This window comes from Streptomonospora arabica (assembly GCF_039531585.1).
GTDB lineage: Bacteria > Actinomycetota > Actinomycetes > Streptosporangiales > Streptosporangiaceae > Streptomonospora > Streptomonospora halophila.
On sequence record NZ_BAAAQI010000004.1, the window covers coordinates 222,374 to 238,631 of the forward strand.

16 protein-coding genes are annotated in these 16,258 nt (G+C 73.6%); 3 read left to right on the plus strand and 13 right to left on the minus strand.

All coding sequences use genetic code 11. The annotated features are described in order from the left end of the window. Nucleotides 1-166: 166 nt before the first annotated feature. The 10 genes from smc to recG all read right to left on the minus strand — a co-directional run bounded on the left by smc (nucleotide 167) and on the right by recG (nucleotide 11,765). Nucleotides 167-3,727, minus strand: coding sequence for a chromosome segregation protein SMC (smc, locus tag ABD284_RS09415; protein ID WP_344142255.1), 3,561 nt, complete (start codon nucleotides 3,725-3,727; stop codon nucleotides 167-169). 418 nt (nucleotides 3,728-4,145) lie between these two features. After that, the gene (locus ABD284_RS09420) at nucleotides 4,146-4,337 is read right to left on the minus strand and encodes a hypothetical protein (protein ID WP_344142256.1); all 192 of its coding nucleotides are present in this window, start codon (nucleotides 4,335-4,337) and stop codon (nucleotides 4,146-4,148) included. A gap of 288 nt (nucleotides 4,338-4,625) precedes the next feature. Further along, nucleotides 4,626-4,916 (minus strand): acylphosphatase, encoded by a 291-nt coding sequence (locus tag ABD284_RS09425; protein WP_344142257.1) that lies wholly within the window; start codon nucleotides 4,914-4,916, stop codon nucleotides 4,626-4,628. Between the two features lie 84 nt (nucleotides 4,917-5,000). Beyond that, nucleotides 5,001-5,867 (minus strand): bifunctional DNA-formamidopyrimidine glycosylase/DNA-(apurinic or apyrimidinic site) lyase, encoded by an 867-nt coding sequence (gene mutM / locus ABD284_RS09430; protein ID WP_344142258.1) that lies wholly within the window; start codon nucleotides 5,865-5,867, stop codon nucleotides 5,001-5,003. Between the two features lie 7 nt (nucleotides 5,868-5,874). Beyond that, nucleotides 5,875-6,639 carry a ribonuclease III gene (gene rnc, locus ABD284_RS09435; protein ID WP_344142259.1) on the minus strand — a complete coding sequence of 255 codons (765 nt, stop codon included), beginning with the start codon at nucleotides 6,637-6,639 and terminating at the stop codon, nucleotides 5,875-5,877. Nucleotides 6,640-7,131: 492 nt separating this feature from the next. Then, nucleotides 7,132-7,305 carry a 50S ribosomal protein L32 gene (gene rpmF, locus ABD284_RS09440; protein WP_344142261.1) on the minus strand — a complete coding sequence of 58 codons (174 nt, stop codon included), beginning with the start codon at nucleotides 7,303-7,305 and terminating at the stop codon, nucleotides 7,132-7,134. Nucleotides 7,306-7,447: 142 nt separating this feature from the next. Then, entirely contained in the window at nucleotides 7,448-7,990 is a 543-nt protein-coding gene (locus tag ABD284_RS09445) for a YceD family protein (RefSeq protein ID WP_344142262.1), read from the minus strand. A 340-nt stretch (nucleotides 7,991-8,330) separates the two neighbouring features. Then, entirely contained in the window at nucleotides 8,331-8,819 is a 489-nt protein-coding gene (coaD, locus tag ABD284_RS09450) for a pantetheine-phosphate adenylyltransferase (protein WP_344142263.1), read from the minus strand. Nucleotides 8,820-8,905: 86 nt separating this feature from the next. Next, a complete protein-coding gene (gene rsmD, locus ABD284_RS09455; protein ID WP_344142264.1) occupies nucleotides 8,906-9,487 on the minus strand; it encodes a 16S rRNA (guanine(966)-N(2))-methyltransferase RsmD in 582 nt (193 codons plus the stop codon). A gap of 58 nt (nucleotides 9,488-9,545) precedes the next feature. After that, nucleotides 9,546-11,765 carry an ATP-dependent DNA helicase RecG gene (recG, locus tag ABD284_RS09460; RefSeq protein WP_344142266.1) on the minus strand — a complete coding sequence of 740 codons (2,220 nt, stop codon included), beginning with the start codon at nucleotides 11,763-11,765 and terminating at the stop codon, nucleotides 9,546-9,548. 401 nt (nucleotides 11,766-12,166) lie between these two features. Here recG and rpmB point away from each other — a divergent pair, with 401 nt between their 5' ends. Next, the gene (gene rpmB, locus ABD284_RS09465; protein WP_184636557.1) at nucleotides 12,167-12,352 is read left to right on the plus strand and encodes a 50S ribosomal protein L28; all 186 of its coding nucleotides are present in this window, start codon (nucleotides 12,167-12,169) and stop codon (nucleotides 12,350-12,352) included. A gap of 147 nt (nucleotides 12,353-12,499) precedes the next feature. On the opposite strand, the gene ABD284_RS09470 is transcribed toward rpmB, so the two are convergent. Both ABD284_RS09470 and ABD284_RS09475 read right to left on the minus strand, forming a co-directional pair. Beyond that, nucleotides 12,500-13,183, minus strand: a complete 684-nt coding sequence (locus ABD284_RS09470) for a cellulose binding domain-containing protein (protein WP_344142268.1) — start codon at nucleotides 13,181-13,183, stop codon at nucleotides 12,500-12,502. A 266-nt stretch (nucleotides 13,184-13,449) separates the two neighbouring features. Then, on the minus strand, nucleotides 13,450-14,475 hold the full coding sequence (locus ABD284_RS09475; RefSeq protein WP_344142269.1) for a thiamine-phosphate kinase: 1,026 nt from the start codon (nucleotides 14,473-14,475) through the stop codon (nucleotides 13,450-13,452). Between the two features lie 159 nt (nucleotides 14,476-14,634). Between ABD284_RS09475 and ABD284_RS09480 the strand changes: the two genes are divergently transcribed. Beyond that, nucleotides 14,635-14,868 (plus strand): Lrp/AsnC family transcriptional regulator, encoded by a 234-nt coding sequence (locus ABD284_RS09480; protein WP_344142270.1) that lies wholly within the window; start codon nucleotides 14,635-14,637, stop codon nucleotides 14,866-14,868. 68 nt (nucleotides 14,869-14,936) lie between these two features. Next, on the plus strand, nucleotides 14,937-15,401 hold the full coding sequence (locus tag ABD284_RS09485; protein ID WP_344142271.1) for a DUF3515 domain-containing protein: 465 nt from the start codon (nucleotides 14,937-14,939) through the stop codon (nucleotides 15,399-15,401). 73 nt (nucleotides 15,402-15,474) lie between these two features. On the opposite strand, the gene ABD284_RS09490 is transcribed toward ABD284_RS09485, so the two are convergent. Continuing rightward, a complete protein-coding gene (locus ABD284_RS09490) occupies nucleotides 15,475-16,170 on the minus strand; it encodes a thioredoxin-like domain-containing protein (RefSeq protein ID WP_344142272.1) in 696 nt (231 codons plus the stop codon). Nucleotides 16,171-16,258: the final 88 nt, after the last annotated feature.

The window sequence follows — 16,258 nt, forward strand, 5'->3', positions numbered from 1 at the left end:
CACGGTGCCGTTGCCCTGCGGGTTCGCACCGCAGAGCACTTTGTCCAGTTTAGTCGCATTCAACGGCGGCTCTCCGCGCGGGGGGTCGACCCATCGGCGACCTGCACCGACGCGGACGCCGGAGCGGCCGGACCGCCGGAGCGGCGCCGACCCGTCGGCGGCGGTCTCAGGGGCCCGGTACGGCGCGGTCGAGCTTCTGGCTGATGACCTGGGAGATCCCGTCGTTCTGCATGGTCACGCCGTAGAGCGCGTCGGCGGCCTCCATGGTGCGCTTCTGGTGCGTGATGACGATGAGCTGGGACGACTCCCGCAGCTCGTCGAAGATCACCAGCAGCCGCTGCAGGTTGGTGTCGTCCAGCGCCGCCTCGACCTCGTCCATGACGTAGAACGGCGACGGCCGGGCCTTGAAGATCGCTGCGAGGAACGCCACGGCCGTCAGGGACCGCTCGCCGCCGGAGAGCAGCGACAGCCGCTTGACCTTCTTTCCGGGCGGGCGGGCCTCGACCTCGATACCGGTGACGAGCATGTCGCCGGGCTCGCTGAGTACCAGGCGGCCCTCACCGCCGGGGAACAGGCGGCCGAAGATCTGCGCGAACTCCCGCTCGACGTCGGCGAACGCGGCCGAGAACACCTCCTGCACGCGCGCGTCGACCTGTTCGACCACGTCGAGCAGGTCCCGCTTGGTCTTCTTCAGATCCTCCAGCTGGGCGCTGAGGAAGGCGTGGCGCTCCTCCAGCGCCGCGTACTCCTCCAGCGCCAGCGGGTTGATCTTGCCGAGCTGGTTGAGCTTGCGCTCGGCCGCGCGGGCGCGCTTCTCCTGGACCTCGCGCACATAGGGCACGGCGACCGCCTCGTCCTCCTGGGCGTCGGAGGGCGGCGGCACCGGCACCCGGGGACCGTACTCGGCGACGAGCACGGAGACCTCGACGCCCATCTCGTCGACGGCCTTGGTCTCCAGCTGCTCCAGGCGCATCTTGCGCTCGGCGCGCGCGACCTCGCTGCCGTGGACCACGTTGACCAGCTTCTCCAGCTCCACCGACAGCTCGCGCACTCGGGCGCGCACCGTCTTGAGCTCGGCGTCGCGCGCCGCGCGCTCCTCCTCGGCCCGGTTGCGCCGGGCGTCGGCGTCGGCCAGCGAGTGCTCGATGCGCTCCAGCGCCCGCGCCGCCGACTCGGCCACCGCCTCGGCGACGCGCGACTGGCTGCGTCGCCGGGCGCGCCGCTCGGCGGCCCGGCGGCGGGCCTCCCGCTCGGCCTCGGCCGACCGCAGCAGCGCGTCGGCGCGCCCGGCGATCGAGCGCACCCGCTCCTCGGACGTGCGCACGGCCAGGCGGGACTCGGTCTCGGCCGCGCGCGCGGCGCGGGCCGCCTCGGACAGCTCGTCGCGGTGGCCGGTGTCGGGTTCGCCGTCGTCGACCGGCTCGGCTTCGGCCTCGCCCAGCCGGGCCTCCAGGGCCGCGAGGTCGTCGAGGTCGCTCTGCCGGCCGGCGGCGGCCTTGGCGGCGGCGGAGGTGTGCCGTTCGACCTCGGCGGCGGCCGCGCGGGCCTGTCCGCCGAGCCTGCCCAGCTGCTGGGCGACGTCGTTGCGCTGCTTGTCCGCGGCGCGGCGGCGCGCGGTGGCCTCCTCCAGGGCGGCGGCGAGCTCGGTGCGCTCGTCCTTGGCGGCGTAGAGGCGCTCGGCGGCCTCCTCGGCCGCGGCGGACGCGGCGTCGAGCCGCTCCGCGGCCTCGTCCACGGCCGCCTGCACTTCCAGCAGGCTGGGAGCGCTGGCCGAGCCGCCCTGCACCAGGCCGGCGCTGTAGAGGTCGCCTTCGGCGGTGACGGCGCGCAGCTCCGGCCGGGCGGACAGCAGCTCGCGCGCCTGGTCGGCGCCGGCGACCAGCACGACGCGGTCGAGCAGCGCGGTGACGGCGGGGCGCAGTGCCGCCGGCGGCGCCACCGCGTCGGCGGCGTAGCGCAGTCCGCCGGACAGCTCGGGCCAGTCCGCCCGCGGCGTGCCGCCGGGGCCGGCGGCCGCCACGACGACGCTCGCGCGTCCGGCGTCCTGCTCCTTCAGCAGCTCCACGGCCGCGCGGGCCGCGTCGGCGTCCTCGGCGGCGACGGCCTCCGACGCGGCGCCGAAGGCGGCCGCGACGGCGGTCTCGTGCCCCGCCTCGACCTCGACCAGCGCCGCCAGCGAGCCCATAAGGCCCGGCAGGCGGTCACGGGCCTCCAGCAGAGCGGCGGCACCGTCCTTGCGGCTCAGCCCTGTCTCCAAGGCCTCCTTGCGCGCGGCCAGGGCTGCGCGCTCGCGCTCGGCGGTGCGCTCGGCCTCGCGCAGCTCGTTGAGCCGGTCGTCCATCGCATCCAGGCGGCTCTTGGCCTCCTCCTGAGCGGTGTCGAGCTCGGCGTCGCCCTCGGCGAGACCGGCGGACTCCGCCTCGGCCGCCTCGTACTCCTCCTTGGCGGCCTCGGCGCGCTCACGGGCCTCGACTGCCGCGGCGTCAAGGCGCTCGACCTCGGCTTCGCTGGCGGCGAGCCTGCTGCGCAGCGCGTCGACGCGCCCGCGGAGCTTGGCCAGGCCCTCGCGGCGGTCGGCGGCGGCCCGGGCGGCGGCCGCGACGCGCTCCTCCTCGGCCTTGAGCGCCTCCTCCGCGGCGGTGCGCTCGGCGACGGCGCCCTCCAGGTTCTCCCGGGCGTCGTCGAGCCGGTACTGCAGCTCCTCCTCCTGGGCGCGGGCCTCCTCGGCCTCGCGCTCCAGCTCGGCGGGGTCGCGCCCGGAGCCCGCCTCCTCGGGCTCGGCGGCGAGGTTGCGGTGGCGCTCGGCCGCCAGCGAGGCGACGGCGTTGAGGCGCTCCTTGAGCCGGGACAACCCGTGGTAGGTGTCCTGGTGGCGGGCCAGCACCGGCGCGGCCTCGCCGGCCGCGGCGTCCAGCGTGGTCTCGCGCGCCTGGGCGTCGGCCAGCGCCTTCTCGGCGGCCTCGCGCCGGCTCCGCACGGCGGCCTCGTCGGCCTCCTCCTTCTCCAGGGCCTCGCGCAGGGTGACGATGTCGTCGGCGAGCAGCCGCAGCCGGGCGTCGCGCAGGTCGGCCTGGATGACGGCGGCCTTGCGCGCCAGCTCGGCCTGGCGGCCCAGGGGCTTGAGCTGGCGGCGCAGCTCGGAGGTGAGGTCGGTGACGCGGTCGAGGTTGCCCTGCATCGCGTCGAGCTTGCGCAGCGCCTTCTCCTTGCGCTTGCGGTGCTTGAGGATGCCCGCGGCCTCCTCGATGAGGGCGCGGCGCTCCTCGGGGCCGGCGTGCAGGACGGTGTCGAGCTGGCCCTGGCCGACGATGACGTGCATCTCGCGGCCGATGCCGGAGTCGCTGAGCAGGTCCTGGATGTCGAGCAGGCGGCAGGTGTCGCCGTTGATGGCGTACTCCGAGCCGCCGTTGCGGAACATGGTCCGCTTGATGGTGACCTCGGAGTAGTCGATGGGCAGTGCGCCGTCGCTGTTGTCGATGGTGAGGCTGACCTCGGCGCGGCCCAGTGCGGCCCGGGAGGACGTCCCGGCGAAGATGACGTCCTCCATCTTGCCGCCGCGCAGCGACTTGGCGCCCTGCTCGCCCATGACCCAGGCCAGCGCGTCGACCACGTTGGACTTGCCGGAGCCGTTGGGGCCCACGACGGTGGTGATACCGGGCTCGAAGCGCAGGGTGGTCGCCGAGGCGAAGGACTTGAAACCGCGCAGCGTGAGGCTCTTCAGGTACACGCCACCGGCCCCCTTACCTGTACGTTCGCCCGCCGCGCTCGCACGACTCAGTGACCAAGGGTGCCATGAACCGGTGCGCCGCGTCCGCGCAACCGCCCCATGTCGGAGCGGGGCCGCACAGACGCGGAGGGGGATCCGGTGCGGGGTGGGCGTCGCCGCCCCCCCGAAGGCGCGCCCCGTGCCGCCTGGGGCGGCTGGGACGCGCGGGTGGGATCGGCGGGGGCTCCGCTACACACGGTGCGGAGCGGCCGAGCGGCGTTGCCGCCGGGGGTTGCGCGATCAGGTTCCCGGGTAGACCGGGTCCAGGATCGCCGTCTGTCACTAGTTCGGGCCGGGGACGCTCGCCGCCCCTATGACACGCTGAGGGACGCCGGTCGAAGGGCGTCCCTGTTGTCGCGTCGCGTGTTCTCGCGGGGCTTCAGGCGAGCGCGGGCTCGCGATCGGTCGCCGGCACAGCGACATCGGTCACAGCCGCGGAGAGCTGGTCGTTTCGCGCCTGAAGCCGACTGATCTCGTCTTCGAGGTCACGTACTCGTTTCTGCAGCCGCCGCATCTCCTGAACCATCTGAGGGTCAGGACCTCCGACGTGGCCAAACAGAGCCTTCGCCATGATGTGGGTCCTCCACACTGAGTGACCAGATTCGATTCACGCCCATATGAGCTTCGGGAGCGCCAGAACTGCTCGGCTGCCCCCGGTTAAGGAAAGGCGCGCGGTCTGCTTTCCAGAGTCTCACCATGGGCGTTGCTGGTCAAGGTTGAACGAAACAGTTGGTTACGCACCGTAATCGGGCATATCACACCGCACGATCCGGCCAGGAACACCCCCGTGCGCGCATCCGATCGCCGATAACGGCGCCGGGACGGGTGCCCGCGAATCGCGTCGCGCCTCCAAGGATACTCATCGCTCGATGAATCCGGAGAAGGCGCCCCGGGGATTCTCCCATCTATCGACAACCCCCGCCACCTCTCCCGGCGTGTCGCCGCCGCGCAGCAGGGTGAGAAGCTCCTCACAGTGCTTGCGGGGCCCCTCGGCCACCACCTCGACCCTGCCGTCGTCCAGGTTGGTCGCCGCGCCGGTCAGCCCCAGCTCCAGGGCGCGCGCACGCACCCACCAGCGGAATCCGACGCCCTGCACACGGCCGCGCACCCATGCCGTCAGACGTGCCGCGGAGTCCTGTTCGGCGTCCACGCAACCTCCCTCGTCTTCCTCGCCGGACACCCGCCGCCCGCGGCCCGGTACGCGGCGCCGGGGCCGCGTCCGCCGTACCGCGCTTCAGCCCCGCGGAGCGCGCTGGCACCCCGGGCAGCTGTAGGACGAGCGGTTCATGAACGCCTCGCGCCGGATCGCGGCGCCGCAGCGCCCGCACGGCTGGCCAGCACGGCCGTAGGCCTTGAGTCCGCGCTCGAAGTACCCGCTCTCGCCGTTGACGTTCACGTACAGACTGTCGAACGAGGTGCCGCCCGCGGCGAGCGCCTCGCGCAACACGTCGCGCAGGTGCTCCAGCAGGCCGCTCACCTGCGGGCGGCGCAGGTGCGCCGTGGGGCGTGCCCAGTGCAGCCGCGCGCGCCACAGCGCCTCGTCCGCGTAGATGTTGCCTACCCCGCTGATGAGGGACTGATCCAGCAGCGCGCGCTTGATCTCGGTGCGCTTTCGCCGCAGCGTGGCGGAGAACACGTCGTCGTCGAACGCCGGGTCCAAGGGGTCCAGCGCGATGTGGCTGATCACCGCGGGCACCCCGGCCGAGCCTCCTCGCGTGTCGTCGACCAGGGGGTCGATCATCAGGTGGCCGAACGTCCGCTGGTCGACGAAGCGCAGCTCGCGCTCGGCCGGCCCCAGCCCGATGCGCACCCGCTGGTGGCGCTCGGCGGCGTGTTCGCGCGGCTGGACCAGCAGCTGGCCGCTCATGCCCAGGTGGGCCAGCATCGCATCGCCGGAGTCGAGCTCCAGCCACAGGTACTTGCCGCGGCGCCGGACGGCGGTGAAGGAGCGCTCCTTGAGCCTCAGGGAGAAGTCCTCGGCGCCCGCTGTGTGACGGCGGACCGAGCGGGGATGCAGGACGGCGACGTCGTCGACGGTGCGGCCGGCCACCCAGTGCTCGACCCCGGCGCGGACGACCTCGACCTCGGGAAGCTCGGGCACGGCGGTCTCAGCTCTCGTCGGCCGTGTCGGCGGCTTCGGCGTCGAGCGCCTCGGCCTTCTCTGCGCGCGCAGCGGAGGCGGCGCGGATGGCCTTCCAGGCCGACTCCGCCGCCTGCTGCTCGGCCTCCTTCTTGCTGCGCCCCTCGCCCATGCCGTAGTCGTCTCCGGCGACCCGCACGGTGGCACGGAAGGTCTTCTGGTGGTCGGGGCCGCTCTCGTCGACGTGGTACTCGGGCACTCCGAGCAGCTCGGCCGCGGTGAGCTCCTGCAGGGAGGTCTTCCAGTCGAGCCCGGCGCCCAGCCCGGAGGCGGTGGCGATGAGCGGGTCGAACAGCCGGTGCACGAAGTCGGAGGCGACGTCCAGGCCGCGGTCCAGGTAGACCGCGCCGATGATGGCCTCCAGGGTGTCGGCGAGGATGGAGGACTTGTCGCGGCCCCCGGTGCCCTCCTCGCCGCGGCCCAGCCGGATGTACTCGCCGATGCCCAGCCCGCGGGCGACGTCTGCCAGCGCGCGCATGTTCACCACGGCCGCACGCAGCTTGGCCAACTGGCCCTCGGGCAGGTCGGGGTGCTCGCGGAAGAGGGTGTCGGTCACGATCAGGCCGAGCACGGAGTCGCCGAGGAACTCCAGGCGCTCGTTCGTGGGCAGACCGCCCTTCTCGTAGGCGTAGGAGCGGTGCGTCAGCGCCCGCGCCAGCACCTTGGCGTCGATCTCGACGCCGATCGCCTGGTAGAACTCGCGGGCCTCGGCCGCGTTGAGTTGTGTGGCCACTCGACGTTCACACTCCTGATCGGGGCTCCCGGTGGCGCGGATCGCGGCCTGGGCCGTGAGTTCAGCCACTCTGATCGAACGTGTGCGCTGGGTTCAAGATGTCGCGGCGGCCGAGCGGGGCACGGCAGGGACCGCCGTGCCGGCCGGAGGAGACTCGGGACCTCCCGGTCCGCGGGGCGGGAACCGGTGGAACCCGCGCGGCGGCGGTCCGCCCGACGCGCGGCGCCGGTCCGGATATCCCAGCCGCCTGGGCTGCGGGAGGAGGCCAACTTCAGCTCCGCTAGCTCTGCGCTCGACTGAGCCGATCAGGGACGCTCGAGGGCGAGGTGAGCGTCGAGGAGGGGCGCTGCCCCTGCCCGGCGGCCACCACGGCCTCGGGATATGCCCGAACCGGCGCTTTCGGCTCCGATTTTCGCAGACCGGCGAGCCGAGACGACCGGACGGGGGTAGGGCGGCGCCGCTCCCCCGTCCGGTCGTCATCGCCCGGAGTCCTCAGACGTCGAGGACCTGGCGGTTGTTGTAGGTGCCGCACGTCGGGCAGGCCGTGTGCGGGAGCTTGGGGTCGCGGCAGCGCGGGCAGGTGACCAGCGTCGGGCGCGAGGCCTTCCACTGGGAACGGCGCTTGCGGGTGTTGCTCCGCGACATCTTCCGCTTCGGGACAGCCACGTCAATCCTCCTGGGTCATCCCGCGCGGTCGCGGGAGCGTTACTGGCAGGGCGCCCCCGCTTGCCCGGGGAGCGCCACGGTGCTCCGGCGGCCCTCCTCCGCCCGGAGGCGAAGTGGTGGGGCTACCGCGGAGCGGGGCTCGTCATCGGTCGCCGAACTCCTCGCCGATGTCGCGCAGCGCCTCCCAGCGGGGGTCGATGCGCTCGCCGTGGCCGTGCTCGGGCCCGGCCTCGGCGAGTTTCACCCCGCACTCGGCGCACAGCCCGGGACAGTCCTCCCGGCACAGCGGCGACAGCGGCAGCGAGAGCACGACGGCGTCGCGCACCACTTGGTCGAGGTCGAGGAGTTCGCCCTCTAGATAGTAATCCTCTTCCTCGTCCTCGGTGTCCGAGTCCTGCGGTCCGAGGCCGTCCTCGCCGGGATAGCGGAACAGCTCCTGGAACGGGGCCTCGACGGTGTCGCCCACCGGGTCCAAACACCGGGCGCACTCGGCCTCGTAGGCGACGCGGGCCTTCCCGGTGACAAGGACCCCCTCCATCACGGCCTCCAGCCGCAACTGGAGCTCGATCGGCGCCCCCTCGGGCACGCGCGCCATCCCCGTAGCGAGGTGCGCGGGTGCGGGCGCGGAGCGCTCGACGGTCCGCATGGAGCCGGGTTGGCGCCCCAGCGGCCGGGTGTCGACCACCAGAGGGGCCCGGGCGTCTAGACGTGACAGAGTGATCGCGCTTTCGGCAGTGCCGCCCCCGCGCGGCGGGTGCGGCGGTCGGTGGTCGTCGGGACGACCTCTCGGACAGAACGGACCACCTCGGTAGAGGCGGAGCGGCCGCGCCCGAGATGAGGGCGCAGCCGATCAGCAAGTATAGCTACGGCCGCAGACCCGGCCCAAATCCGGCGGAAGGCCCGCCTGCGCGGCCGCTGCCGCGCCGGTGGGCAGACCGGGAGGCGGCCGCCGGGCGGCCGATCCCGTGGGCCCTGCGATCCCGGGGCCCGCCCCGCCCGCTGACCGGCCGGCGGCGGGTGGGGCCTCAGGAGGACTCGCGGTCCTTGTACTTGTCGCGCAGCCGCTGATCGACGTTGGGCGTGACCAGGCTGCTGACGTCGCCGCCGTACTGCGCGATCTCGCGCACGAGGCTGGAGCTGAGGAACGAGTACTGCGGGTTGGCCGTCATGAACAGCGTCTCCACCCCGGCCAGGCGGTAGTTCATCTGGGCGATCTGCAGCTCGTAGTCGAAGTCGCTGACCGAGCGCAGGCTGCGGATGATCGCGCCGATCCCGTTGTCGCGGCAGAAGTCCACCAGCAGCCCGTTGAACTGCGAGATCCGCACGTTTTCCAGGTCCGCGGTGCACTCGCGGAGCATGGCGACCTTCTCCTCGACGCTGAACAGGCCGCGCTTGTTGACGTTCGTCAGCACGGCCGCCACCACCTCGTCGTACTGCCGCGCGGCGCGCCCGATGATGTCGATGTGTCCGTTGGTTACCGGGTCGAAGGACCCGGGGCAGACGACGCGACGCACTGGCTCGTTCCTCTCGACGGACGATCCCTGTGGGCCCGCGGGCCCTACCGGGGCGAGCGGTCTTCGCGGGGCGCGGGCCGCGGCGCTCAGCGCGGACCGGAATGGCTCGCTGCGCGACCGTACCAAAGCGCCGCCTCGCCGTACCGGCGGACCCGGTCCGGGGTGTACCCCTCGGGCCAGGCCAGGTCGCCGCTCCGGCTGGCGCGCTCGACCACCACCAGCGCGGCGGGGTGCAGCCAGGCGTGGTCGCGCAGCCCTTCCAGCACGGCCGCGACCTCGGCGTCGCCGGAAGCGTAGGGCGGATCGGCCACGGCGAGGTCGTAGGCGCCGTCGCGCGGCCCCTCCTCCAGCACCCGGCGCACGCGACCGGCGGCCACGCGGGCGCCCTCCAGCCCCAGTGACGCGATGTTGGCGCGCAGCGTGGACACCGCCCTGCGGTCGGACTCCACCAGCAGGGCGTGCTCGGCGCCGCGGGAGAGCGCCTCCAGGCCGATCGCGCCCGAGCCCGCGTAGAGGTCGAGCACCCTCAGCCCGTCGAAACCGCCCAAATCCGACAGCGCCGAGGCGAACAGCGCCTCGCGCGCCCGGTCGCTGGTGGGCCGGGTGCCGTGTCCTCCGGGGACGGCGATCCGCCGCCCGCGGGCGGCGCCGGCGATGATGCGGGTCATGGGGGTCACGGTAGCGCGCGGAGTGCGGGCGCCACACGCGGCCGGGGCCGGCGGGGGCTCAGGTCTTCTCCAGGTACTCCGCGCGCTCCTCGGTGAGCAGCGCGTCGAGGGCCTCGGCCAGCGGCCGGTGCCCTTCGAGCTTGGGGTCCTCGTCGACGTAGCGGGCGGCCTCCTCGCGGGCCCGGCCGATCAGCTCCTCGTCGCGCAGCAGGGTGAGCATGCGCAGCGACGAGCGCCGCCCGGACTGGGCGCCGCCGAGCACGTCGCCCTCGCGGCGCTGCTCAAGGTCGACCCGGGAGAGCGCGAAGCCGTCGGTGGTGGCGGCGACGGCGTCCAGCCGCTCGCGTGCGGGCGAGCCCTCCTCGGCCTCAGTGACCAGCAGGCACAGGCCGGGCAGCCCGCCGCGGCCCACGCGGCCGCGCAGCTGGTGCAGCTGCGAGACGCCGAAGCGGTCGGCGTCGGTGATCACCATGACCGTGGCGTTGGGGACGTCCACGCCGACCTCGATCACCGTGGTGGCCACGAGCACGTCGGTGCGCCCCTCGGCGAAGCGGCGCATGGCGGCGTCCTTGTCCTCGGGCGAGAGGCGGCCGTGCAGCGGTTCGACGCGCAGCCCGGCGAGCGGGCCGGCGGCGAGCTCGCTCGCGACCTCGGTCACGGCCAGCGGCGGGCGGCGCGCCTCGCCGTCGCCCGGCGCCTCGGCACCGTCGGCCGGGGACGGGTCCTCGGCCCCGGCCTGGTCGCCGTCGCCGATGCGCGGGCAGACGACGTAGGTCTGGCGCTGCTCGGCGGCCTCCTCGCGGACGCGCCGCCAGGCCCGCTCCAGGAAGTGGGGCTTCTCCAGCGCCGGCACGACGTGGGTGGACACCGGCGCGCGACCGGCGGGCACCTGGTTCAGCGCCACCGTGTCGAGGTCGCCGTAGACGGTCATGGCCACGGTGCGGGGAATGGGTGTGGCGGTCATCACGAGCACGTGCGGACGCCCCTCGGCGGACTTCTCGCGCAGGGCGTCGCGCTGCTCGACGCCGAAGCGGTGCTGCTCGTCGACGACGATGAACCCGAGGTCGGCGAAGGAGACGTGCTCCTGCAGCAGCGCGTGGGTGCCCACGACGATCCCCGCCGCTCCCGACGCCGCGTCGAGCAGGCTCTCGCGGCGGGCTGCGGCGCCCTGGGAGCCGGTGAGCAGGGCGACCCGGGTGGCGTTCTCGGCGCCGTCGAGCATGCCGGCCTGGGCGAGCGGGCCGAGCATCGCGGTGATGGAGCGGTGGTGCTGCTGGGCCAGGACCTCGGTGGGAGCGAGCAGGGCGGCCTGGCCGCCGGAGTCGACGACCTGGAGCATGGCCCGCAGTGCGACGAGCGTCTTGCCCGCGCCGACGTCGCCCTGCAGCAGCCGGTGCATGGGATGGGTGGACGACAGCCCTTCGGCGACGGCGGCGCCGACCTCGCGCTGCCCCTCGGTGAGGTCGAACGGCAGCGCGGCGTCGAACGCGTCGAGCAGACCGCCGGAGCGGCCCGGCCGGGGCCGGGCGGCGACCTCGGCCGCCTCGCGGCGGCGCCGGGCCAGGGCGACCTGGAGCACGAAGGCCTCGTCCCACTTCAGGCGGATGCGGGCACGGGGGATGTCGTCGGAGTCGGCGGGGCGGTGGATGCGCTCCAGCGCCTCGCGCAGGTCGAGCAGGCGGTGCCGGGAACGCAGGTCCGACGGCAGCGGGTCGGCGGGGCCGGAGTCGCCGATCTGGTCGAGCACCAGGCTTACGCACCGGGCGATGGTCATCGACGGCAGGTCCTTGGTCGCCGGGTAGACGGGGATGGGGCGTTCGGCGAACTCGCGGGCGCGCCCGTCGTCGGCGGAGTCCTCGGGCAGCATCTCGTAGACGGGGTGGGCGAGCTGCTTCTTGCCGCGGTAGGTCGAGACGCGGCCGGCGAACATGCCCCGCCGCCCGGTGACGAGCTCGCGCTGGTGGTAGCCGACCTTGGCGAAGAAGGCCAGGGTGAGCCGCCCGGTGCCGTCGGTGATGACCGCCTCCAGCAGGCTGCGGGGCTTGCCCCCGGGACCGCGGCGCAGGTCGCGCTTGTGCACGGAGTGGACCTCGGCGACGACCGTGACCTGCTCCCCCTCGGCCAGCGAGGAGAGGTCGGTCAGCTCGCCGCGCGTGGCGTAGCGGCGGGGGTAGTAGCGCAGCAGGTCGCCCACGGTGTGCAGGCCGAGCTCGCCGGCGAGCTTCTTCGCGGCGGTGGCGCCCAAGGGTGTGCGCAGCGGTTCGTCCCAGCTGGTCACTCCGGTCTCCCCCTCTCGCCGGCGGCGGACGGTTCGCAGACCGCCTCACGGTGCACGCTAGTGCGTTTCTACACCCCGGTGCCGACGTCCGCGGGCGTCCGCGCGCGAGGGTGCGGTCCCCGGGGCCGGGGCGAGCCGGTATAGTGGTGGGCGGACGTGCGGCGTCCGCGCCGGATCCTCGGCCGTGCCGCCCGCATCCGGGTCCGGGGCACGCTCTCCGGCGACCCCGCTCCCGCGTGCGCGGTAAGCGTTCTGCGTTCCTTCCCGATTGGAAGTCGGCGCAGGTCGTCGTGTACGCTCCGACGGTTGGCGCGCCGCGCCAACCTGCTCATCAGACCTCTCTCGGGTTGTCCGCACCGTATCGGCGCGCGTGCGGATCCGAGCGCTTGAATGGAGTTACCGTGGCTTCCGTCTGCGACGTCTGCGGCAAGGGACCAGGGTTCGGTAACAGTGTTTCCCACTCGCACCGCCGCACCCGCCGCCGCTGGAACCCCAACATCCAGACCGTGCGCACGCGCGTGGGCGGTACGCCCAAGCGCATGCAGGTGTGCACCTCCTGCATCAAGGCCGGCAAGGTCGATCGCTGACCGCGGACCCGCTCCGCGCTCCACGGCGTCCATGAGCGCCACGGCATCGCGCCGTGGCGCTTTTCGGCGTGCGCTGCGGCGGCCGGACGGCCCGATCCGCCGCGAGCGCGGACCCGCCGCGTAGACGCGCGGCCGTTCGGCCTCCGCTCAGTTCTGCGCCGAGTCGGCGCCGGCCCAGTCGCAGGGGCTGGCGTTGATCGAGCAGGAGACCGGGTTCTGCGCCCGCCCCTCGGCGGTGAAGCTGACGGTCACCGACTCCCCCGGCCGCAGCCCGGCGGCGTCCGCGGGCTCGCTTGCGACGATGCCGTTCTCGGTGGACCGCCACTCCGCGTCCGATACCGAGGTGACCTCGGCGTCGGCGAACTCCAGGGCGAGCTCCCAGTCGTCGAGGACGGCGGAGCCGGTGTTGGTGACGGTGACCTCGCCGGTGAACCCGGTGGCCGAGGACTCGACGGCCTCGTAGGAGACGACGCTGACCATCTCCGCTCGGGAGCCGGTACCGGCGGTGGCCTCGGGGCCGGGGGCGGCGGTGGCGCCGCCGGGGGCCAGCGGCTCGCTCGTCCCGGGGGCCGAAGGGTTGCTCTCCTGCGCCGTGGGGGGTTCGCTGAAGCGCAGGTAGATCTGGGTCGTGCTGTAGCCGAAGAGGGTGAGCGCGAGCGTGACGCCGGAGATCAGCAGCACGTTGAGCAGGCGCGGCGGCTGCACCCGCCGGGGCACGGTGCTGCCGAGGAAGTAGCCGACGGCGGCCACCCTGCCCTTCTCCGCGGGCTCGGAGCGGTGGGCGCCTCTCTGGGGCCGTTCGGCGAGCGGATCGCGGCGGTCGGCTCGCATGCGCTCGGAAATGTCCGGCCGCGGCTTCGGCGAATCCGCCCGGGACCGGTCGTCCCTTCCACGTGGCCGCACGGTGACCCCGTTCCGGTGCAGACTGAAGAAACAGGCAGAGCTTAGCGTGAGTTGGCCTTCAAAACCGACATCTTAACCCGGCGTCCGCGCCGGATGACATAACGTTCGCCGGATCTGCCCCATTCGTTATCTCAAGAGATGCATGTCGGCGAATGGCCGATTCGAGCCCCGCTGAACGACGGTCCGGGCGCGTGTCAGCGGAAATGCTCCCAGCCCTGCGGCTCGGCGGCGGCGCCGTCGACGGTGACACCCGGCCCGCCGGCACCGGGCGCGGTGACGGCCGCGACGGGGCGCCACTGCGGCGGCAGATCGGTCTCGGGCGGGAACGCGGCGGCCAGGGCGTGGTCCTCGCCGCCGAAGAGCATGCGCTGCAGCGCCGGGTGCCCGGGGCGGCCCAGCTCCTCCAGCAGGGCAACGGCCTCGCACAGCGCGGGCTCGGGCACGAGCGCGGCGGAGTCGACGTCCACGCCCACACCGCTGGCACGCGCGATGTGTCCGAGGTCCTGCACCAGCCCGTCGCTGACGTCGAGCATCGCCCGCGCGCCCAGGTGCGCGGCCTCGGGGCCGCGCGCGTAGGGCGGGCGCGGCCTGCGGTGCTCGCGCAGGCAGGCGAGCCATCCGGGACCGCCCGCAGGCGCCCGCAGGCCCAGCACCCGCGCCGCGTCCTCGGCTCCGCCGATCCCGGCCTCCAGGAGCGAGAAGCCGGCGGAGGACAGCCCGAGGCACCCGGTGACGGCGACGACGTCGCCCGGCAGCGCGCCGTCGCGGCGCACCGCCGGCAGACCCTGCAGGTCGCCCAGCGCGGTGACGGCGACGGTGATCTCGCCCGCGGAGACGGTGTCGCCGCCGACCACGGCGGCCCCCGCAAAGGCGCATTCGGCGCGCAGGCCTTCAGCGAGACCGTCGGCCCAGTCGACGGGCAGATCGGGCGGTGCGGCGAGGCCGACCAGCAGCGCCGTCGGGCGGGCGCCCATCGCGGCGATGTCGGCGAGGTTCTGCGCGGCGGCCTTGCGCCCCACATCCTCGGCCGACGACCACTCGCGGCGGAAGTGCCTGGTCTCGACCAGCAGGTCGGTCGTGGCCACAACGCGCCGATCCGGGGCGGTCACGATTGCGGCGTCATCGCCGGGACCGAGGATTACGTCGCCTGTTCGCGGGAATCTGGCCGTCACGCGCTCGATCAGGCCGAATTCGCCCAGTTCCCCAATGGTGCTCCACACAGCTATCAGGGTACGGTGACGCCTCGGCACCAGTGGTCTAGACCCTGCTGGGCAGGCAAGCGCGGCCGGCGGTCCGGCGCACGAGCGGGACAGGACGGCGGACCGGGACGGACCGGCGGGATCGGCACGGCCGGGCGAGGATGAGCAATGGAGGGTTCCATGGTGCAGGCGTACGTGTTGGTCCAGACCGAGGCGGGCCGGGCGGCCGATGTCGCGCGCGACATCGCCGCCATCGACGGGGTCACCCAGGCCGAGGACGTGACCGGCCCCTACGATGTGATCGTGCGGGCCGAGGCCGGCGACATCGACGCGCTCGGCCGCCTCGTCGTCGCGCGGATCCAGCGCCTCGACGGCATCGCCCGCACCCTGACCTGCCCGATCGTCAACATCTGACGCGGCGGCCGGGCACGGGTCGGCAGGCAGGGATCGTCCAGCACACGACGGGGACCGGTGGCGAGGACATGCGACGTGCCGCGACGGGGATCGCCGCGCTCTGCGCAGCGGGCGTGCTCGCGAGCTGCTCGGCCGGCGCGGTGGAGATGCCCGCGCCCACTCCCGAGCCGGCCGCGGCGGAGATGTGCCGCGCGCTCGTGAACCGCCTGCCCCAGACCCTCTTCGACCAGGAGCGGGTCGAGGTCCGGCCCGAGACCCCCTACTCGGCGGCGTGGGGCGACCCGCCGATCGCGCTGCGCTGCGGTGTGGGGAGCCCGGCCAACCTGCGGCGCGACTCCCGGCTCACGGTGGTCAACGAGATCGCCTGGCTGCCCGGCTCGGAGGACCGCCCCGAGCTGTTCACCGCGGTGGGGCGCGAGGCCTACGTCGAGATGACGGTTCCGGCCTCCTACGGCGCGCCCGCCGAGGGCCTGGTGGAGGTGAGCAACCTGATCAAGCAGGAGATACCGGCGCTTCCTCCCGGCGAGCTCTGAGGCCGAGGCGGAGCGACGGCGGCGGCGCCCGCGAACCGTCGTCCGCGAGCGCCGCCGGTCGGAGGGCGTCCCCTCAGCGCTGCATCCCCCCGGTCAGCGCGTCGAGGCCGCCGGCCTCCTCCAGCTCCTGCGCAGTGAGGTCGAGCCCGCCGGTGCAGGCCGCGCCCGGCTCGGGCACGTTCGGACTGCGCTCGAAGGCCCGCAGGAACTGGGTGATCCGCTCGTCGTCGGGCGACGTGGCCTCGATCCGGTTGCCCCAGGCGGTGGCCACGATCGGCGCCGGCATCTCCTTCTCGTCGTAAGGGCTGACGAGGACATAGCTGCCCTGGCTATAGAGGGACTCCAGCTTCTCGACCTTCTCCCCGGCCAGGTCGGGGGAGTAGGTGATCCAGACCGCCCCGTGCTCCAGGGAGTGCACCGCGTTCATGGAGGACAGGGGCGCGTCGTAGACCCCGCAGTTCTGCCAGACGGCGTGGTGGTCGCCGCCGGCGGGCGGGGTCTGCTTGTAGTCGACGGGTTCGGTGACGTGCTGGTTGGTCAGCCCCTCGAAGGTCTGCAGGTTCGCGATGTCGGACGCCTGGGCGGCGCCGCCTCCGCCCGCTCCGCGGTCGTAGGCGACCCAGATCCCGAAACCGACGAGTCCGGCGAAGAGCACTCCGGCCCCCGTGAAGGCGGTGACGCGCACGATGCGCGACCGCCTCTCCGCGCGCTCGCGCTGTCGGCGCCGCTCCTCGGCCTTCCGGCGGCGTTCGGCTGCGTTCTTGGCCACTGTGCTTCTCCCGGGTGGGTGGTCACGCGTTATACACCGTTACGCTCAATGCACGGTGCGCCATTTGCGAACGCGCGTATCGCCGGAA